At 73.9% G+C, this 19,354-nt stretch carries 18 protein-coding genes; 16 read left to right on the forward strand and 2 right to left on the reverse strand.

Annotation, left to right across the window (positions count from 1 at the left end; all coding sequences use genetic code 11):
* Nucleotides 1-185: 185 nt before the first annotated feature.
* The 16 genes from ACI79W_RS09410 to ACI79W_RS09485 all read left to right on the forward strand — a co-directional run bounded on the left by ACI79W_RS09410 (nt 186) and on the right by ACI79W_RS09485 (nt 17,500).
* A complete protein-coding gene (locus tag ACI79W_RS09410; protein WP_456561819.1) occupies nt 186-1,274 on the forward strand; it encodes an ABC transporter permease in 1,089 nt (362 codons plus the stop codon).
* Nucleotides 1,271-2,206, forward strand: coding sequence for an ABC transporter permease (locus tag ACI79W_RS09415; RefSeq protein WP_456561820.1), 936 nt, complete (start codon nt 1,271-1,273; stop codon nt 2,204-2,206). Before ACI79W_RS09410 ends, ACI79W_RS09415 begins: the two co-directional genes overlap by 4 nt.
* Nucleotide 2,207: 1 nt before the next feature.
* Nucleotides 2,208-3,290, forward strand: coding sequence for an ABC transporter ATP-binding protein (locus ACI79W_RS09420; RefSeq protein WP_456561821.1), 1,083 nt, complete (start codon nt 2,208-2,210; stop codon nt 3,288-3,290).
* On the forward strand, nt 3,287-4,237 hold the full coding sequence (locus ACI79W_RS09425; RefSeq protein WP_456561822.1) for an ABC transporter ATP-binding protein: 951 nt from the start codon (nt 3,287-3,289) through the stop codon (nt 4,235-4,237). The genes ACI79W_RS09420 and ACI79W_RS09425 overlap by 4 nt, the downstream gene beginning before the upstream one ends.
* Nucleotides 4,234-4,644, forward strand: coding sequence for a TIGR04076 family protein (locus tag ACI79W_RS09430; RefSeq protein ID WP_456561823.1), 411 nt, complete (start codon nt 4,234-4,236; stop codon nt 4,642-4,644). Before ACI79W_RS09425 ends, ACI79W_RS09430 begins: the two co-directional genes overlap by 4 nt.
* On the forward strand, nt 4,641-5,747 hold the full coding sequence (locus ACI79W_RS09435; RefSeq protein WP_456561824.1) for an LLM class flavin-dependent oxidoreductase: 1,107 nt from the start codon (nt 4,641-4,643) through the stop codon (nt 5,745-5,747). Before ACI79W_RS09430 ends, ACI79W_RS09435 begins: the two co-directional genes overlap by 4 nt.
* The gene (locus ACI79W_RS09440) at nt 5,744-6,904 is read left to right on the forward strand and encodes an alpha/beta hydrolase (RefSeq protein ID WP_456561825.1); all 1,161 of its coding nucleotides are present in this window, start codon (nt 5,744-5,746) and stop codon (nt 6,902-6,904) included. Before ACI79W_RS09435 ends, ACI79W_RS09440 begins: the two co-directional genes overlap by 4 nt.
* A 50-nt stretch (nt 6,905-6,954) precedes the next feature.
* On the forward strand, nt 6,955-7,320 hold the full coding sequence (locus tag ACI79W_RS09445) for a YybH family protein (protein ID WP_456562015.1): 366 nt from the start codon (nt 6,955-6,957) through the stop codon (nt 7,318-7,320).
* A complete protein-coding gene (locus ACI79W_RS09450; RefSeq protein WP_456561826.1) occupies nt 7,317-8,300 on the forward strand; it encodes a zinc-binding dehydrogenase in 984 nt (327 codons plus the stop codon). The genes ACI79W_RS09445 and ACI79W_RS09450 overlap by 4 nt, the downstream gene beginning before the upstream one ends.
* A gap of 41 nt (nt 8,301-8,341) precedes the next feature.
* Nucleotides 8,342-9,124: an IclR family transcriptional regulator gene (locus ACI79W_RS09455; RefSeq protein ID WP_456561827.1), complete on the forward strand. Its 783-nt coding sequence runs from the start codon at nt 8,342-8,344 to the stop codon at nt 9,122-9,124.
* Between the two features lie 111 nt (nt 9,125-9,235).
* The gene (locus tag ACI79W_RS09460; protein ID WP_456561828.1) at nt 9,236-10,018 is read left to right on the forward strand and encodes a 2-keto-4-pentenoate hydratase; all 783 of its coding nucleotides are present in this window, start codon (nt 9,236-9,238) and stop codon (nt 10,016-10,018) included.
* Nucleotides 10,015-10,974 (forward strand): acetaldehyde dehydrogenase (acetylating), encoded by a 960-nt coding sequence (locus ACI79W_RS09465; RefSeq protein ID WP_456561829.1) that lies wholly within the window; start codon nt 10,015-10,017, stop codon nt 10,972-10,974. The genes ACI79W_RS09460 and ACI79W_RS09465 overlap by 4 nt, the downstream gene beginning before the upstream one ends.
* Entirely contained in the window at nt 10,971-11,996 is a 1,026-nt protein-coding gene (gene dmpG, locus ACI79W_RS09470) for a 4-hydroxy-2-oxovalerate aldolase (RefSeq protein ID WP_456561830.1), read from the forward strand. Before ACI79W_RS09465 ends, dmpG begins: the two co-directional genes overlap by 4 nt.
* 52 nt (nt 11,997-12,048) lie before the next feature.
* Nucleotides 12,049-15,456 carry a pyruvate carboxylase gene (locus tag ACI79W_RS09475; RefSeq protein WP_456561831.1) on the forward strand — a complete coding sequence of 1,136 codons (3,408 nt, stop codon included), beginning with the start codon at nt 12,049-12,051 and terminating at the stop codon, nt 15,454-15,456.
* A 65-nt stretch (nt 15,457-15,521) separates the two neighbouring features.
* Complete coding sequence (gene npdG / locus ACI79W_RS09480; RefSeq protein WP_456561832.1) at nt 15,522-16,250, forward strand: NADPH-dependent F420 reductase; 729 nt, start codon at nt 15,522-15,524, stop codon at nt 16,248-16,250.
* On the forward strand, nt 16,247-17,500 hold the full coding sequence (locus ACI79W_RS09485) for a multidrug effflux MFS transporter (protein ID WP_456561833.1): 1,254 nt from the start codon (nt 16,247-16,249) through the stop codon (nt 17,498-17,500). The genes npdG and ACI79W_RS09485 overlap by 4 nt, the downstream gene beginning before the upstream one ends.
* A 34-nt stretch (nt 17,501-17,534) precedes the next feature.
* Here ACI79W_RS09485 and ACI79W_RS09490 read toward each other — a convergent pair whose 3' ends face one another.
* Together ACI79W_RS09490 and ACI79W_RS09495 are read right to left on the reverse strand one after the other, a co-directional pair.
* Complete coding sequence (locus tag ACI79W_RS09490) at nt 17,535-18,380, reverse strand: ABC transporter permease subunit (RefSeq protein ID WP_456561834.1); 846 nt, start codon at nt 18,378-18,380, stop codon at nt 17,535-17,537.
* A complete protein-coding gene (locus ACI79W_RS09495) occupies nt 18,377-19,348 on the reverse strand; it encodes an ABC transporter ATP-binding protein (RefSeq protein WP_456561835.1) in 972 nt (323 codons plus the stop codon). Before ACI79W_RS09495 ends, ACI79W_RS09490 begins: the two co-directional genes overlap by 4 nt.
* Between the last annotated feature and the right edge of the window lie 6 nt (nt 19,349-19,354).

The raw sequence follows: 19,354 nt of genomic DNA on the forward strand, positions 1-19,354 counted from the left end.
GTGGGGGGGGTGGGCGGACAGACCGCCCACCCCCCCCCCCACCCCCCACCCCCCCCCCCCCCCCCCCCCCCCCCCCCCCCCCCCCCCGCCCCCGCGCCCCCCCCCCCCCCCCCCCCCCCCCCCCCCCCCCCCCCCCCCCCCCCCCCCCCCCCCCCCCCCCGGGCACCGGCCAGCAGAGCCCGTCGGTGCCCGTGCCGCAGACGGACGCCGGGACGCCCGGCGGGACAGTCGAACCGCGCGCCAGGCGGTCGAGCCACGGGTTCCTCCGCTACCTGGTCAAGCGGCTGCTCATCACGGCCGGGCTCCTGCTGGGCACGACGGTGATCGGCTTCAGCCTGGTGCAGCTCGCCCCGGGTGACCCGGTCGCCGCCAACCTGTCGGACGCGGCGCTGGGCGACCCCGAGGTCGTCGCGGCGTTCGAGGAGAAGTGGGGGCTGGACGAGCCGTTGCCGGTCCAGTACCTCACGTACCTGGGCAACCTCCTGCAGGGTGACCTCGGGACCTCGCAGCAGACCGGTCGGCCGGTGATGACCGAGCTCCTCGACTACGTGCCCGCCACGATGGAGCTGGCCCTGCCGACGCTGGTCCTCTCCCTGGTCATCAGCATCGGGCTGGGGTTGCTGTCAGCCGTCCGGAACGGCGGGGCCGCCGACCAGACCGTGCGGGTGTTCTCCCTCGTCGGGCTCTCGACGCCGCCGTTCTGGCTGGCGCTCCTGGCGCTGTACCTCTTCTTCTACGTGCTGGGGGTCTCGCCCAGCGGCGGTCGGCTCAGTCCTCAGTACAGCCCCCCGGAGCAGGTCACCGGCCTCTACACGGTCGACGCCCTGCTGCAGGGCGACGTCGCCCTCGCCTGGGACGCCGCTCAGCACGCCATGCTGCCGATCCTGGTCCTCACCCTGGTCACCGTCGCGACGCTCACCCGGTTCGTGCGCTCCGCCCTCCTCGAGGTGCTCCGCAAGGACTACATGCTCGCGGCCCGCGCCAAGGGGCTGTCGACCCGCGTCGTCCTGACCAAGCACCTGCTCCGGGCGGGGCTGCTGCCCATCCTGACCATCGCCGGCCTCACCTTCGCCTCGCTCCTCGCCGGGACGGTGCTGGTGGAGAGCATCTTCTCGTGGCCGGGGCTGGGCTCCTACGCCTACGAGAGCGCCACGGCGCTGGACCGCTCCGCGATCCTGGGCGCCAGCCTGTTCATCGCCGCCGTCTACCTGGGGGTCAACCTGGTGGTCGACCTGCTGTACGGACTCGCCGACCCGAGAGTGCGGCTCACATGACGCAGACACACTCCTCCCTCACCGAGCTGACCGAGGAGGACGAGGCGGCCACGGTCGCGGCCGCCGAGGCCACGGCCGCGCCGCGCCGGCGGTGGTGGCAGGCGCGCACGGAGGCGGGCCGGATCTGGCGCCAGCCGGTGGTCGTCATCGCCCTCCTGGTCGCCGCGGCGTGGCTGCTCGTGGCGCTCCTCGCGCCGCTGCTGGCGCCGTTCGACCCGCTGCAGCAGTCCTCCGACATCTACGCGTCACCGGGCGGGGAGCACCTGCTGGGCACGGACGCGCTGGGGCGCGATGTGCTCAGCCGGGTCATCCACGGCGCCCGGCTGTCGATCCCCCTCGCGCTGGCCATCGTGCTGTGCGCCCTCGCCTTCGGAGGGCTGCTCGGCCTGGTCGCCGGCTACGTGCGGGGCGTCGTCGGCGAGGGCATCATGCGGCTCACCGATCTCTTCTTCGCCTTCCCGCAGATCATCCTGGCGATGGCGGTGGCCGCTGCCTTCGGGCCGAGCACGCTGAACGCGGTGGTCGCGCTGGTGATCGTCTCCTGGCCCATCTACGCCCGGGTCATCCGCGGGGCCGTGCTCTCCATCCGCAGCGAGGACTACCTCAACGCCTCCCGGATGCTCGGCGTGGGACCGTTCACGGCCCTGCGTCGCGACGTGATGCCCAACAGCTTCGGCCCCGCCGTTGTCCTGGCGACCCTGGAGCTCGGCAACTCGATGCTCCTGCTGGCCGCGCTGTCCTTCCTGGGCCTCGGACCGCGCCCTCCGGCGGCCGAGTGGGGCGCGATGATCGCGCTGGGCACGAACGACATCAGCCGGTGGTGGGTGAGCGTGTTCCCCGGCCTGGCGATCCTGACGGTCGTCCTCGCCTGCAACATCATCGGGGACGCCCTGCGCGACAGGTTCGATCCGCAATCCGTGGGAGGTCGCTGACATGGGCCAGTTGCTGTCGATGGCTGGGGTCGGGGTGAGCCTGCCCGGCCTCCACCGACCCGTCGACGTGCTCAAGGACGTCACCCTGGACGTCGATCCCGGCGAGATCGTCGGCATCGCCGGCGAGAGCGGATCGGGCAAGAGCATGACCGGGCGAGCACTGCTGGGGCTGCTGCCGGACGGCGCGCGCGTCCGTGGGTCGATCACCTTCGAGGGCACCGACCTCGCCTCGGGTTCGAGCAAGGCATTCCGGAAGGTCCGCGGCCGGCGGATCGCCATGGTGTTCCAGGACTCCACCGCGGCGCTGCACCCCATGCTCACCGTCGGCGCCCAGCTGACCGAGCACATGCGCCGCCACCTGGGGCTCGACCGTCGCCAGGCCGCGGCGCGTGCCGTCGAACTGCTGGAGCAGGTCCGGATTCCCGACCCCGCCCGTGCGCTGCGCTCCTACCCGCACCAGTTCTCGGGCGGCATGCGCCAGCGCATCGCCATCGCCATCGCCCTCGCGGCCAAACCGGCGCTGCTCATCGCCGACGAGCCCACCACCGCGCTGGACGTCACGGTCCAGGCCGGCATCCTCCGGCTGTTCGACCGCCTGGTGCGGGAGATGGACCTGAGCATCATGTTCATCACCCACGACCTGGGGGTGCTGGCCGCCCTGGCCAACCGCACCTACGTGTTCTACGCCGGGCGGGTCATGGAGACCGGACCCACCGAGGAGCTGCTCCTCCGTGCCCGGCACCCGTACACGGCGGCGCTGCTGTCGGCGCGTCCGGAGACGGCGGACACGGGGGGCGAGCCGGTGCCGCTGCGGCCCATCCCCGGGCAGCCGGCCACCGCCGCCTCGTCCCCGCCGGGCTGCCCGTTCCACCCGCGCTGCGCCGACCGCGTGGGGATGTGCAGCCGGTCCACCCCTCCGCTGGTGCAGGTGTCCACCACGCGGATCGGCGCCCGGGAGGCGGCGCACGCCGCTGCCTGCCACGTCCACGCGCCCGCGGTGCCGCCGCCGGCGGTACCGGTACCGGTACCGGTACCGGTACCGGTCCCGGTCACGGTCCCGGCGCACGGCGAGGAGGCACGGTGACTCTGGAACTCCGGGACGTCGTCGTCGAGTACGGCGCGATCCGTGCCGTCAACGGCGTGTCCCTGACCGTCGAGCCGGGGAAGATCGTCGGCCTGGTCGGGGAGTCCGGGTGCGGCAAGTCCTCGCTGGCCCGGGCGGCCTCCGGCCTGATCAAGGTCAGCGAGGGCGCCGTGCTCTTCGACGGCGAGCCGGTGGCGCCGCTGAGCTGGCAGCGCCGGCCGCGCCGGGAGCTGGGTCTGCAGATGGTCTTCCAGAACCCGTACTCGTCGCTCAACCCCCGCCGACGCATCGATGCGCAGCTGCTCGACGGGGTGCCCGGCGACGTGCCCCGACGGTCGCGTCGGAGCTACGTCCTCGAGCAGCTCGAGCGGGTGGGTGTGGCCCCGGACGTCGCCTCCCGTTACCCGCACCAGTTCTCCGGCGGGCAGCTGCAGCGGATCGCGATCGCCCGGGCGCTCGTGACGCGGCCGTCGGTCCTGATCGCCGACGAGCCGGTGACGGCCCTGGATGCGTCCTCGCAGGTGCACGTGGTCAACACGCTGACCCAGCTGGTGCGTGATCTGGACGTCGGCATGCTGTTCATCTCCCACGACCTGGCGCTCGTTCGGCACATCGCCGACACGACCGCGGTGATGTACCTCGGCAAGGTGGCCGAGACGGCCCCGACCGCGCAGTTGTGGACCGAGCCCGGTCATCCATACACCAGCTCGCTCATCGCGGCTATCCCGCAGGTGGTCGCCGGTGCCGGCCTGCCCGTCGCCCTGGCCGGCGAGGTGCCGGACCCGGCGAACGCGCCGACCGGCTGCTCGTTCCGGCCCCGGTGCCCCCATGCCCACGAGGCCTGCGCCCAGCAGCCCCCGCTCGCCCCGCACCGCGACGGCCGGGCCGCGTGCTGGCTCGTGCAGGGCGCCGGCATCCCCGTCCGTCCCGAGCGGTCGGTCGCGTGACCACCGCCCCACCCCCCGACCTGGAGCGCCTCCCCATGCCCGACGAGCACGAACCCGACCGCGCGCAGGGGCCAGCGGTCCCCGAGGCCGACGGCACCGACATGCAGTTGCACGACCTGCGCATCTCCGTGGACCGCATCGAGGGGCGGTCCGTCTGCGGGCTGCAGGTCGGTGACTACATCGACGTCGTCCGGTCCAACGAGATGCGCCTGCCGGAGGGCAAGCACTTCTGCATGTACGCCTTCGCCGCCGCGTTGCCGATGCTCGCCGCGAAGCAGCGGGACCTGCCGGCGTGCGACTGGATGTCGCAGGACTCCCACGTCGCCTGCCCGGATCCGGAGGAACGCCTCGTCATGCGCATCGACCGGCTCGGCGTCTCCCGGCTCAAGTCGGGGGACCTCACGTGAGCGGCGGGGCGCAGGACCGCCGCGAGGGGGCGTGGCCGCGCACCGACCGCGTCGAGATCGGGCTCGGCCTGCAGAGCGACAAGCGGGCAGGGGAGTACGCCCGGCTGGCGCGGCTGGCCGAGGAGCACGAGATCGACGTCATCAGCGTCTTCTCCGACCTCATGTTCCAGCCGCCGATCTTCGCGCTGCTGGAGATGGCGGGCGCCACGGAACGCGTCCGTCTGGGCGCCGCGTGCTGGAACCCCTACTCCATGCACCCCTACGAGATCGCCGGCCAGGTCGCAGCGCTGGACCTGGCGTCGCACGGGCGGGCCTACCTCGGCCTGGCCCGGGGCACCTGGCTGGGCAGCGTGGGCATCGAGCAGCCCCGCGCCCTGGGTTACCTCCGGGAGGCGGTCGGCTACGTGGCGGACCTCCTGTCCGGGGACGTCGCAGGCTCGGAGGGGACCGTCTTCCGCCGTGACGCGGGCGTCCAGTTCCGCTTCCAGGTGCAGCGGTCACGAGTGCCGCTGCTGCTGGGCGTGTGGGGTCCGCAGGCCTCCGCCCTGGCGGGTGAGCTCGCCGACGAGGTCAAGATCGGCGGCAGCGCGAACCCCGCCCTGATCGACGTGATGCGGGGACGTCTGGCGCCCGGTGAGCTGCGGGCCGGCCGGGCGCAGGGCAGCACGCGGGTGACCCTCGGCGCGGTGACGGTCGTCGACGAGGACGGCGAGAAGGCCCGCGCCAAGGCGCGCGCGGAGGTGGCCATGTACCTCGCGGTGGTGGCCGACCTCGACCCCACGGTCGAGCTGCGGCCCGGCCTGCTCGACGAGGTGCAGGCCCTGGTCGCGGTGGGGGACCACGCCGGCGCCGGCGCCCTCATCCCCGACGACCTGCTGGACCTCTTCGCCTTCTCCGGCTCGCCGGAACAGGTGGCCGCGCAGGCGCAGCGGCTGATCGATGCCGGCGCCGACCGGATCGACTTCGGCACCCCGCACGGCCTGCAGGACGACACGGGGATCGAGCTGATCGGGAGCCGGGTCGTGCCGCTGCTCGACCGGCGCCCGCGGACGCCGGTGGACGGTGCCGCCGCGGAGCCCGTCGCTGGGCCCGCGTCGTCGTGACGAGCCGTTTCGACGTGGTCGTGGCGCCGGGGGTGCTGGCCGACCACCGGACGGCGCAGGAGGTCTTCTCCCGGGCCCTGGAGCGCCGGGGAGAGCTGGGGTCCCTGCTCTTCCCGGCGGACCAGGCCGAGCTCCGGGAGACCCTCGGGAAGCTCGCCGCCGCGGGGGAGTTCGGCTACCTGCCGGCCGTCCCTGCCGACCTCGACGCGCAGGACCTCCCGGGCGCCCCGGCATCGGTCGTGCGCATCGACGTCGACAAGCGGGACGCGGACCGGTCGCGCTGCGTCCGCCGGCACGTCCGCGGCCGCGGGGTCGACGGTCTCCGGTTCGCCGTGGACGCGTGGCACTTCCACCGGGCCCGGCCGGCGCAGCGCGTCGCCTACGGACCCGACCCCGACCAGCGCGTGGAGGTGCGTCTGCCCCGGGGCCCGGCGGGTGCGGCGCACCCGGTCGCCGTGCTGGTGCACGGGGGTTACTGGCAGTCCCGGTGGGAAGCCGACCTGATGGATGCGCTGGCCGTGGACCTCGCCGACCGGGGCTACGTCGCGTGGAACCTCGAGTACCGGCGCCCGGACGACCACGGGTGGGACGCCACGGCCGCCGACGTCGCCGCCGGTGTCGCAGCCCTGGCGACGGCCGACCACGGTTGCGACGTCGACCTCGACCGCGTCGTGCTGCTGGGCCACTCCGCGGGCGGGCAGCTGGTCGTCCGGCTGGCTGCCGACATCGCGGACGACCCCGCGGCTCCCGTCAGGCCGGCGCTCACCGTGTCGATGGCCGGGGTCCTGGATCTCCACGTGGCCGACCGCCGCTGGCTCGGGGAGGGGTCGATCTCCCGGGCGGTGGGCGGCCGGGCCGACGAGCTACCGGAGGTCTACCGACGCTCCTCCCCGATCGCCCGTCTGCCGGTCGGGCTGCCCGTGGCGGTGGTCTGCGGGCTGCAGGACAGCCTCGACCTGCTCGACCTCGGTCGTAGCTTCGCCGCCGCCGCCGAGGCTGCCGGTGACGACGTCACGGTCCTGGAGGAGGACGGCAACCACTTCTCCGTGATCGACCCCGACCACCCGATGTGGGAGTCGATCGTCGGGCTGGTCCGCTCGAAGGTGCCCGCACCGTCCGCCGGATCGGGCGGCGGCCGCCGGACGGACGGCCCCTGAGCGCGGACGGCCGGGCACCGGCCGACGAGGTGGTCGAGGGCCTGCGGGACATGTACCACGCGTTCATGGCGCGGGATCGAGAGCGCTTCGACCGGCACCTGGCCGACGACGTGACCACGTGGGAGTCGGAGCTGCCCGGGCTGCTCACCCGCGCGCAGCTCGACGCCCACCGCGACGGTGCGGGCCGTTCCGGGAGCGGCGCACCGCAGAGCCTCCGCGTGCACCCGGTGCGCGTGGACGTCTGGGGCGACGTCGCCGCCGCCCGCTACGAGCTCCGGGTGGTGCCGGCTCCGGGCGCTGCGGAGGAGACGACGCGGGTCACCGACCTGCTGCGACGAGCCGACGACGGCTGGCGGATCGTCCATCACCACGCGGAGGCGCTCCCGACGCCGAGCACCTCCGAGGAGGCGTCGTGAGGATCCTCCGTGCGCACCGGCTGGGCGAGCCCGGGGAGGTGCTCCAGCTGGACGAGGCGGAGCCCCGCGATCCCGGACCGGGTGAGGTCCGCATCGCCTGCGAGGCGGTCGGGCTCAACTTCCTGGACGTGTACCTGTGCCGCGGAGGGCACCGCCACGGCTCACCGCCTCCGCTGACACCCGGCGTCGAGGTGGCAGGTCGCGTGGTGGCGGCCGGTACCGGCGCCGAGCACCTCCTGGGTGTCGACGTGCTGGCGTGCCCTGCGTTGCCGGAGGGCGCGCTCGCGGACGAGGTCGTGGTCGACGCCACCCTCGTCGTCCGGCGGCCGGAGGACATCGACGTGGTCGTCGCGGCCGCGCTCCCCGTCGCCTACCAGACCGCGTGGTGGGCGCTCGAGCGCGCCGGCGTGCGCGAAGGGCACACCGTCCTCGTCACCGCAGCCGCCGGCGGCGTGGGCACCGCGGTGGTCCAGCTGGCGCTCGCCCGCGGTGCGCAGGTGATCGCGGCGGCCGGAGCCGGGGCCAAGCTGGACCTGTGCCGGCGGCTCGGCGCGGCCGTCGCCGTCGACTACACCACCGAGAACCTGCGCGACCGCGTCGCCGAGGCGACGTCCGGGAACGGGGTGGACGCGATCGTCGACTCCGTCGGCGGCGCGCTCACCGAACCGCTCGTCGACTCGCTGGCTTTCGAGGGCAGCATGGTCGCGGTGGGGAGGACCGGCGGGGAGTCGGCGGTGGACCCCGCGCGCCTGATGGCCCGCAACGGCTCCCTGGTGGGGCTGTCCTGGGGATCGCAGTACCCGTGGACGCGTCGGCGGGACGTGCAGCGCGTGCACGCCGAGCTGTTCGACCGCGTGCGCGACGGGACGGTGGCCCCGGTGCTGGAGACCGTCGGGCTGGTCGAGGTCCCCGAGGCCCTGGACCGCATGGCGGCCCGCCAGACGGTCGGCAAGATCGTCGCCGTGATCCGCGACCGCTGATGGGGCCGGCGCCGGGCGGCCGGGACGACGACGGGACCACCGTGCCCGCTGTCGACCTGAACACCGTCCTGGGCAAGGTCGTCACCGTGCTGTTCGCCTTCCGGGCGGAGGACCACGGCGTGTCCCTCGCCGAGCTCCGCCGGCGGACGGGGCTCCCGGGCGCGACCCTGCACCGCATCGTCTCCGACCTCGTCGACGTCCGCCTGCTGGACCGTGCCGACGGGTCGTACCGGCTCAGCGGCCAGGTGTTCCAGCTCGGCATGCGGGCCTCGATGGAGCGGGGACTGCTCGAGGTGGCCACCCCCTTCATGGAGGACCTCTACGAGCGCACGCACGAGACGGTCCACCTGGGGACCCCCGACGGGGACGGCGTCCTCTACGTCGCCAAGATCGGCGGCCACCGGCAGGCCGCGGCGCCCTCGCGGATCGGGGGGCGGATGCCGCTGCACTGCACGGCGATCGGCAAGGCGCTGCTGGCGCACGCGCGTCACGAGCAGGTGGCCCGCGTCGTCGCTGCGGGGCTGGAGCGGCGCACGGCGCTCACCGTCACCGCGCCCGGGATCCTGCGACGCCAGCTGGAACGCGTGCGGGAGACGGGCGTCGCCTTCGAGCACGAGGAGTCGGCCGTCGGCATCGTGTGCGTCGCCGCTCCCGTGCTGGACTCGGACGGCCGGCCGCTCGCGGCCATCAGCGTCACCGGCCCGACGGTCCGGTTCCGTCCCGACGCCGTCGCGCCCGCGGTCAAGGCAGCAGCGGCGGGCGTGGCTGCGGTGCTGGCCCGCCGGGCCACGGGCACCGATCCGGTGAGTGGAACGCCGCGCTAGGCGTGGGCGGAAGCAGCGGACAGGGTTGGTCCCACCGCCGCAGTTCGACCAGAGGACGTCATGACACGAGCGACCACTCCATCGGGCGCCGCCCGGGAGCGACAGGATGCAGTGCACGAGGCGGCGGAGCGGCTGGCGACCGCCGCCCGCACCGGTGTGCCCTGCGCGCCGGTCCGTGACCTGATCGGCGCCGACGACGTGGATCTCGCCTACGCGGTCCAGCAGCGCTTCGCCGGGCGGCGGCGTGCCGCGGGTGCCCGGCTCGTCGGCCGCAAGATCGGGCTGACGTCACCGGCGGTGCAGCGCCAGCTCGGGGTCGACCGGCCCGACTTCGGCATCCTCTTCGACGACATGGACGTGAGCGGTCTGGCCGAGGTTCCCTCGGCGCGGCTGCTGCAGCCCAAGACCGAGGCCGAGATCGCCTTCGTGCTCGACGCCGACCTCGACGGGGGCCCGCTGGACGACCGGCAGGTGCGCGACGCCGTGGCCTACGCCGTCGCTGCGCTGGAGATCGTGGACAGCCGGATCGCCGGCTGGGACATCACGTTCGGCGACACCGTCGCCGACAACGCGTCCAGCGGGTTGTTCGTGCTCGGCGACGTCCGGCGGACCCTGGCCGAGGTAGAGCCGGTCGAGGTCGCGATGACGCTCCGGCTCGGCGACGAGGTGGTGTCGGAGGGCACGGGTGCCGCGTGCCTGGGCGACCCGCTGCTCGCGTTGGCCTGGCTGGCCCGCACCGCGCGGGACCTGGGTGAGCCGCTGCGCGCCGGGCAGGTCGTCCTGTCCGGTGCCCTCGGGCCCATGGTGGCCACTCCTCCCGGCTCCGCGGTGTCCGCGGACCTGGGTCCACTCGGCACGATCGGTGCGACGTTCTCCCGGGAGGAGACGGAATGAGGAAGAGCAAGGTCGCGATCATCGGATCGGGCAACATCGGCACCGACCTCATGATCAAGGTCGTCCGGAACTCCGACGTCCTGGAGATGGGGGCGATGGTCGGGATCGACCCCGACTCCGACGGCCTGTCGCGGGCCGCCCGGTTCGGGGTCCCGACGACGCACGAGGGCGTCGACGGGCTGATCGCGATGGAAGGGTTCGGCGACATCGAGATCGTCTTCGACGCCACCTCGGCGAAGGCGCACATCGCCAACTCCGAGAAGCTCACCCCCTACGGGAAGCGCCTCGTGGACCTCACGCCTGCGGCCATCGGGCCCTATGTCGTGCCGCCGGTCAACCTCGACCACCACCTGGCGCAGGACGCCCCCAACCTGAACATGGTGACGTGCGGCGGCCAGGCCACGATCCCCGTCGTCGCGGCCGTCTCCCGGGTGACGCCCGTGCCCTACGCGGAGATCGTCGCCTCGATCGCGTCGAAGTCGGCCGGCCCCGGCACGCGGGCGAACATCGACGAGTTCACCGAAACCACCGCGCACGCCATCCAGACCGTCGGCGGAGCCGGCCGGGGCAAGGCGATCATCGTGCTCAACCCCGCCGACCCGCCGCTGATCATGCGCGACACAGTCTTCTGCCTCATCGGCGACGCCGACCACGACGCCGTGCGCGCCTCCGTGGAGGAGATGGTCGCGCAGGTGTCCGAGTACGTCCCTGGCTACCGGCTCAAGCAGCAGGTCCAGTTCACCCCGGTCGGCGACGGGGAGCCGGTGCGTACGCTCCTCCCGCCCGGGGCGCCGCCGGTGACCACGAAGGTGTCGGTGTTCCTAGAGGTCGAGGGAGCCGCCCACTACCTGCCCGCCTATGCCGGCAACCTCGACATCATGACGTCGGCGGCCCTGCGCGTGGCCGAGGGACTCGCGCGCAGCGCGCAGCGGGAGCGAAGCGAGGTGCCGGCATGACCGCGCTGTACATCCAGGACGTCACCCTGCGGGACGGGATGCACGCAATCCGGCACCGCATCGACCCGGTCGACGTCGGCCGGATCGTCGCCGCGCTCGACGCGGCCGGCGTGGACGCCATCGAGGTGGCGCACGGCGACGGCCTGGCCGGCGGCGGCCTGAACTACGGACCGGGCAGCAACACCGACTGGGAGTGGATCGAGGCCGCTGCGGAGAACGCGCAGCGGGCCGTCCTCACCACGCTGCTCCTGCCGGGGATCGGGACCATCGCCGAACTGAAGAGGGCCCATTCGCTGGGCGTGCGGTCCATCCGGATCGCGACGCACTGCACCGAGGCCGACGTCGCGGCCCAGCACATCGCCACCGCACGCGAGCTGGGCATGGACGTGTCGGGCTTCCTCATGATGAGCCACATGGCGCCGGCCACCGAGCTGGCACGGCAGGCGGCGCTGATGGAGTCCTACGGCGCCCACTGCGTCTACGTCACCGATTCCGGCGGCCGGCTGACCATGGACGGCGTCCGGGAACGGGTGCGGGCCTACCGGGACGTGCTGGACGCCGACACGCAGATCGGCATCCACGCCCACCAGAACCTGTCGCTGGGCGTGGCCAACTCGGTGGTGGCCGTGGAAGAGGGCGTCACCCGGGTCGACGCTTCGCTGGCCGGGCAAGGCGCCGGCGCCGGCAACTGCCCGATCGAGCCCTTCGTGGCCGTGGCGAACCTCCAGGGCTGGCAGCACGGCTGCGACCTCTTCGCGCTGCAGGACGCCGCCGACGACCTGGTGCGGCCCCTGCAGGACCGCCCGGTGCAGGTCGACCGGGAGACGCTGACCCTCGGCTACGCCGGTGTCTACTCCAGCTTCCTCCGGCACGCCGAAGCGGCGGCGCAGCGCTACGACGTCGACGTCCGGACCATCCTGCTCGAGGTCGGGCGGCGGGCCCTGGTGGGCGGCCAGGAGGACATGATCATCGACATCGCGCTGGACCTGCAGGCCGCGCAACGAGGCGCCGACGTCGCCTAGCGAGGCCCCTGCACCGCCGCTCGGACCGCCGCGGCGCGGTCCGGGTGGACGCGTGCCCTCTCCCGTGGTCGTCCGGAAGGAAACGATGTTCTCCAAGGTCCTGGTCGCCAACCGCGGCGAGATCGCGGTGCGGGCCTTCCGCGCCGCCTACGAGCTCGGCGTGGGGACGGTGGCGGTCTTCCCGTGGGAGGACCGCAACTCCGTGCACCGCCTCAAGGCGGACGAGAGCTACCAGATCGGGGAGCCCGGGCACCCGGTGCGGGCGTACCTCTCCGTCGACGAGGTCCTCGCCGCGGCCCAGCGGGCCGGTGCGGACGCGATCTACCCGGGTTACGGGTTCCTGGCGGAGAACCCGGAACTGGCGGCGGCCTGCGCGGCGGCCGGCGTCACCTTCGTCGGTCCGCCGTCGGCAGTGCTGGAGCTGACGGGGAACAAGGCGCGGGCGGTCGCCGCGGCCCGAGAGGCGGGGCTGCCGGTGCTGGCCTCGACCGAGCCGAGCGCTGACGTCGACGCCGTCGTGGCCGCCGCCCGGGACATGCCCTTCCCGCTCTTCGTGAAGGCCGTCGCGGGTGGTGGTGGCCGCGGGATGCGACGCGTCGCGGAGCCGGTGGACCTCCCCGGTGCGGTCCGGGCGGCCATGCGGGAGGCGGAGGCGGCGTTCGGCGACGCCACCGTCTTCATCGAGCAGGCGGTCGTCGACCCGCGGCACATCGAGGTGCAGGTCCTCGCCGACGGGACCGGCGACGTGGTGCACCTCTTCGAGCGCGACTGCTCGGTGCAGCGCCGGCACCAGAAGGTGGTCGAGCTCGCGCCGGCGCCCGACCTGGACCCGGCGCTGCGCGACCGGATCTGCCGCGACGCGGTCACGTTCGCCCGGGCCATCGGCTACGTCAACGCCGGCACCGTCGAGTTCCTCCTCGACAGGGACGGCCGGCACGTGTTCATAGAGATGAACCCGCGGATCCAGGTGGAGCACACGGTCACCGAGGAGGTGACCGACGTCGACCTCGTGCACGCGCAGCTGCGGATCGCCGCCGGGGAGACGCTGGCCGATCTCGGCCTGCGCCAGGAGTCCATCCATCTCCGGGGCGCCGCCCTGCAGTGCCGGATCACCACGGAGGACCCGGCCAACGAGTTCCGCCCGGACACCGGCCGGATCACCGCGTACCGGTCGCCGGGCGGCGCGGGGATCCGGCTGGACGGTGGCTCGTCCCTCGGCGCGGAGGTGGGAGCGCACTTCGATTCCCTGCTCGTGAAGCTGACCTGCCGGGGCCGGGACTTCGAGACGGCGGTCCGTCGCGCCCGGCGCGCCGTGGCGGAGTTCCGCATCCGCGGCGTGGCGACGAACATCCCGTTCCTACAGGCCGTGCTCGACGACGAGGACTTCCGCGCCGGCCGGGCCACGACATCGTTCATCGGCGAGCGACCGCATCTGCTCACCGCGCGCTCCTCGGCCGATCGCGGCACCAAGCTGTTGACCTACCTCGCGGACGTGACGGTGAACCGGTCGCACGGTGAGCGACCCCCCGTGATCGACCCGGTCGCGAAGCTCCCGTCGGTGGACGTGGGGACGCCACCGCCGCCGGGGTCCCGTCAGAGGCTCCGCGACCTGGGGCCGCAGCGGTTCGCCGCGGACCTGCGCAGGCAACCGGCCCTCGCGGTGACCGACACGACCATGCGGGACGCGCACCAGTCGCTGCTGGCCACCCGGGTGCGGACCAAGGACCTGGTCGCGGCCGCCGGCCACATCGCCCGCACCACGCCCCAGCTCTGGTCGCTGGAAGCCTGGGGTGGGGCGACCTACGACGTGGCGCTGCGCTTCCTGCACGAGGACCCGTGGGACCGCCTCACCGCGATCCGGGAGGCCGTGCCCAACATCTGCCTGCAGATGCTGCTGCGGGGACGCAACACCGTCGGGTACACGCCGTACCCGGAGCTGGTCACCACGACCTTCGTCCGCGAGGCGACCGCGGCCGGGATCGACGTGTTCCGGATCTTCGACGCCCTCAACGACGTCGAGCAGATGCGCCCGGCCATCGACGCGGTCCGGGAGACGGGGACGGCGGTCGCCGAGGTGGCCCTCTGCTACACCGGCGACCTGTCCGACCCGTCGGAACCGCTCTACACCCTCGACCACTACCTGCAGCTCGCCGAGCGCATCGTCGAGGCGGGGGCGCACGTGCTGGCGATCAAGGACATGGCCGGCCTGCTCCGGCCACCTGCTGCCGAGCTCCTGGTCCGCGGGCTCCGCGAGCGGTTCGACCTCCCGGTCCACCTGCACACCCACGACACCTCCGGGGGCCAGCTGGCCACGCTGCTCGCGGCCTGGGGAGCGGGTGTGGACGCAGTGGACGGGGCGACCGCCGCCATGGCCGGCACCACCAGCCAGCCGCCGCTGTCGGCCATCGTGGCCGCCACGGACCACACCGAGCGGGCCACCGGGCTGAGCCTGGCGGCCGTGAACGACCTCGAGCCGTACTGGGAAGCGGTCCGCCAGCTGTACGCGCCGTTCGAGTCGGGGCTCACCGCCCCGACCGGTCGGGTGTACACGCACGAGATTCCCGGCGGCCAGCTGTCGAACCTGCGCCAGCAGGCGATCGCGCTGGGCCTCGGTCAGCGGTTCGAGGAGGTGGAGGACGCCTACGCGGCAGCCGACCGGCTGCTGGGGCGGCTGGTCAAGGTCACCCCCTCGTCCAAGGTCGTCGGTGACCTGGCCCTGCAGCTGGTGGGGTCGGGCGTGACGGTCGCGGAGTTCGCCGACGACCCGGCCAGGTACGACCTGCCCGACTCGGTGATCGGCTTCCTGCGCGGGGAGCTGGGCAACCCCCCGGGAGGTTGGCCGGAACCCTTCCGCAGCAAGGCCCTGGTGGGCCGACGTCCGCCGCAGCCCCCGGTGGAGCTGGACGACGACGACGTTCGCGGGCTGGCCGAGCAGCCCCGGGCGACGCTCAACCGGCTGCTGTTCCCCGGGCCGGCCCGCGACTTCGCGGCCCACCTGGACCTCTTCGGGGACACCTCCGTGCTGCCGACCCGGGAGGTGCTCTACGGACTGCGCCCGGGGGAGGAGCACGCCGTCGACCTGGAGCCCGGCGTCCAGCTGCTGATGAGCATCGAGGCGATCTCCGAGCCCGACGACCGCGGCATGCGCACCGTCATGTGCACGCTGAACGGTCAGCTACGGCCGGTCACGGTCCGCGACCGATCGGTCGAGGCAGCGGTCAAGGTCGCGGAGAAGGCCGATCGCGCCGACCCCGGGCACGTGTCCGCCCCGTTCGCCGGCGTGGTCTCGCTGGCGGTCACGGAAGGCGACGCGGTGGACGCCGGGCAGCAACTGGCCACCATCGAGGCCATGAAAATGGAGGCGGCCATCACGGCGCCCGTCGCAGGCACCGTCTCCCGCCTCGCCGTCGTGCCCGTCCAGCAGGTCGAGGGCGGCGACCTCCTGCTGGTCCTGCGGTGACCCGCCCTCCGGCGTCCCCGACCGCCCGACGACCGATCACCGCCCTCGTCCCCAGGGAGCTGCCCGTGACCACCACCCCGCCACGCCCCGCCGCCCGGACCGACCGGAGCGAGGTGGACGTCGGCCGGCTGACCGTCGGGGTGCTCGGTGGGACCGGCCCGCAGGGTCGCGGGCTGGCCCTGCGCCTGGCCCTGGCCGGGCAGCCGGTCGCTCTCGGATCCCGCGACGCGGACCGCGCCGGTGAGGTCGCGGCCGAGGTGGCCGCGCGTGGCCGCGCTGCCGGCGGGACCGACGTGCGGGTCACGGGTGGGTCGAACCTCGAGGTGGCCCGCGGTGCCGATCTGGTCGTGGTCGCGGTTCCCCACTCGGGTCACGCCGACACGCTGGTGCCACTGGCGGACGCCCTTGCGGGCAAGGTCGTCGTCGACTGCGTGGTGCCCATGGCCTTCGACGCGCGGGGCGCCTACGTCCTCGATGTCCCCGAGGGGAGCGTGACCGAGCAGGCGGCAGCCCTGCTACCGGGCAGCTCCGTCGTCGGCGCCTTCCACCACCTCTCGGCCGTGCTCCTCGAAGACCTGTCCCACGCCACCATCGATGCCGATGTGATGGTGGTCGGTGACGACCGGTCGGCCACCGACACCGTGCAGGCCCTCGCCGGACGTCTGCCCGGTGTGCGGGGCGTCTACGCCGGACGGCTGCGCAACGCCCGGCAGGTGGAGGCGCTGACCGCCAACCTGGTGTCGGTCAACCGCCGGTACAAGGTCCACGCCGGGGTCCGGGTCACGGACGTGTGAGCAGCGCACACCGACGCCCGGGGGTGCCGCTACGGCTCGTGCTCGTCCTGGGCGCGCTCACGGCGGTCGGACCCCTGTCCCTGACCCTCTACCTCCCGGCCCTGCCGCAGATGGCCGATGACCTGGCCACCACGGAGGCGATGGTCCAGCTGACGATGACGGCCTGCATGGTGGGGCTGGCGTTCGGCCAGCTGCTGATCGGCCCGGTCAGCGATCGCTACGGGCGCCGGCGGCCGCTGCTCATCGGGGTCGGCGCCTACGCCGCCAGCTCCTCGCTGTGCGCGCTGGCGTCCGACATCGGCCTGCTGCTCGGGCTGCGGCTGGTGCAGGGCATCGGCGGCGGCGCCTGCATCGTCATCGCGCGGGCCATCGTCCGGGACCGCTTCGGCACCGACGACGTCGCGCGGGTGTTCTCGCTCCTGCTGCTGGTGACCGGCATCGCCCCGGTGACCGGCCCTCTCCTCGGTGGTCAGCTGGTGCGGCTCACGTCCTGGTCCGGCCTGTTCGTCGCTCTCGGCGTGATCGGGGCCGTGATCCTCGTGGCGGCGTCGTGGGGGCTCCCCGAGAGCCTCCCGCCCGGCGCCCGGGGCAACGGCGGGCTCCGGGCGACCGGCGGCCGGTTCGCGACGGTGCTGCGCGACCCACGCTTCCTGGGGTTCACGGGCGTGGTGGCGCTCGTGACGACGGTCCTGTTCGCCTACCTGTCGATGAGCCCGTTCGTGCTGCAGGGCGACTACGGGCTCAGCGTCCAGGCGTACTCCTACGTGTTCGCCGGCTCGGCCCTCGGGATGATGGCGGCCGGGCAGGTCGGTGCCTGGCTCGTGCGTCGCCGGGGTGCCGCGTGGACCCTGCGCGCCGGCCTCGTCGTCGGCCTCGCGCTCGACTGCGCACTCGTCGCCGCCGTCGTCCTCGGCGCCGGGCGCCCACTGGTGCTGGCCCTGCTCGTGGCGGCCGTGTCCGCGGTGTCGCTCGTCCTGCCCTCGGCGTCGGCCCTGGCCGTGGCACGTCACCGCTCCCGGGCCGGGACCGCCACCGGCGTCCTGGGCCTCGTCCAGTTCGGGGTCAGCGGTGGGGTCGCTCCGCTGATCGCCGCCGGGGGGACGAGCCCGTCGCTGATGGTCTCGACGATGGCCTGCGCCGCGGCGTGCGCGCTGCTCATCGAGCTGCTGCTCGCCCGGACCGGGGTCCGCCGCGGGGCAGAGCGGACCAGGGAGCGGCTCCGAGCGGTGGCCCCGGACGGTGTCGCCTGACCGGTCTCGTCGAGCGAGCGACCGGGTACCGCGGTCACACGTCGCGGCGCTGGAAGGAGAGCGCGGTCAGGCCGAGCACGACGGCGACCCACAGCACGGCCCAGGCCAGGTACACCGGGCTCAGCGGGGCGTCGGCGAGGAACGGGAAGCCCCCCTCGGGGCCCATCTGGATCAGCGCGCCCGGGTCCTGGAACGCGTTCATGGCGCCGCGCCACAGCCCGTCGGTGGGCAGCAGGACCCGCGACACGCTGCCCACCCGCTCGACGCCCTCGTTGCCCAGCGCCCCGCCGATCCCGCCGACCACGCCGGCGACCCAGGTGGCGCCGAACAGGCCGACGGCGACGATGCCCGACGCCATCGGCGAGATGACGCTGGACAGCAGCAGGGCCAGGGAGAGCAGGACGATCGTCTCGGCCGCCAGCAGCGCCAGGCCCGCGGCCGGCGACGGTGGCCAGTAGCCGACCACCCCGCGGACGACGAGCAGCTGCGCCAGGCCGGCCAGCACCACGTACCCGCAGCCGAAGGTGAGCAGGCCCAGCCACTTGCCCAGCAGCACCGACGACCGGCGCACCGGCCGGGCCAGCACCGCCAGCGCCTGCCCCGACTCCACCTCGCCGGCGAGCGTGGGCCCGGCGAGGAAAGCCGTGCCGATCGCCGCGATGAGGCTGAAGCCGAACATGATCAGGTTGATCAGCAGCGACGCCACCAGGCGCGCCTCGCCGCTGGTCAGCGTGCCGAGCTCGGTGTCCAGGCCGATGAGCCGGGAGAAGCCCCAGCCGCTGAGCGCGAGCAGCACCACGGTCAGCGCCAGCAGCGCCCAGACGACCTTGCGCCGGGCGGCCTCGCGGAGGGTCAGCCCCGCGACCGTCAGGACGATCACGGCGAGTCCTCCTCGTGGCGCAGCACGGCGAGCAGCCGTTCCTCCAGGCTGATCCGCACCGGTTCGACGGCGTGCACGCGCACCCCCAGGCCGACCAGGTCGCGCACCAGGTCCGGCACGGTGACGCCGTCGTCCTCGGCGGCCAGCGCGACGGTGAACCAGTCGCCGCTCCGGGTCAGCGTGCCGGTCGCGCGCAGCCGCTCCTCGACCCGCGGGCCCACGTCGCCCAGCCGCAGCCGCACCTCGTGCTGGCCGAGCAGCTCCGTCAGCGTGCCCGAGGCCGCCACCCGGCCGCGGTCGAGGATGACCACCCGGTCGCAGACCCGCTCGACCTCGCCGATCAGGTGGGAGTTCAGCAGCACGGCGACGCCACGGGCCCGCAGCGACAGCACGATGTCGCGCACGTCCACCCGGCCCAGCGGGTCCAGCGCGCTGGTCGGCTCGTCGAGCACGACGAGCGCGGGCCGGGCGACCAGGGCGACGGCGAGCCCGAGCCGCTGCTGCATGCCCTTGGAGAAGCCGCCGACCCGGTCACCGGTCCGCTCGGCGAGGCCGACGAGCGCCAGGCACTCCCGGCGCTCGATGGCGGGCACGTCGACCCGGGAGAGCTTCACGTGCAGGTCCAGCACCTCGGCCGCGGTCAGCCACGGCTGGTAGCGGAACAGCTCGGGTAGGTACCCGACGGCGCTGCGGGAGCGGGGGTCCGACGACGGGCGGCCGAGCAGCAGCACCTCGCCGGCGTCGGGCCGCACGAGGCCGAGCAGCATCTTGATGACGCTGGTCTTCCCGGCGCCGTTGGGCCCGAGCAGGCCGACGACCTCGCCGCGGCCGACACTGAAGGAGACGTCGTCGACGGCGGTCCGGCGTCCGTACCGCTTGCGCAGCCCGGAGCACCAGACCGCCGGGGACGGCGGCAGGTCGTCGAGCGCACCGTCTGACGCCCCCGCCGCCGTCGTCCCGGTTGCCATGCCCCG

This window comes from Blastococcus sp. SYSU DS0533 (assembly GCF_054050775.1).

Coding starts and splice junctions, on each gene's coding strand:
- ACI79W_RS09465 (WP_456561829.1), top strand. CDS start 10,015: ATGAGGAAGAGCAAGGTCGCGATCATCGGATCGGGCAACATCGGCACC.
- ACI79W_RS09415 (WP_456561820.1), top strand. CDS start 1,271: ATGACGCAGACACACTCCTCCCTCACCGAGCTGACCGAGGAGGACGAG.
- ACI79W_RS09420 (WP_456561821.1), top strand. CDS start 2,208: ATGGGCCAGTTGCTGTCGATGGCTGGGGTCGGGGTGAGCCTGCCCGGC.
- ACI79W_RS09445 (WP_456562015.1), top strand. CDS start 6,955: ATGTACCACGCGTTCATGGCGCGGGATCGAGAGCGCTTCGACCGGCAC.
- ACI79W_RS09495 (WP_456561835.1), bottom strand. CDS start 19,348: ATGGCAACCGGGACGACGGCGGCGGGGGCGTCAGACGGTGCGCTCGAC.
- dmpG (WP_456561830.1), top strand. CDS start 10,971: ATGACCGCGCTGTACATCCAGGACGTCACCCTGCGGGACGGGATGCAC.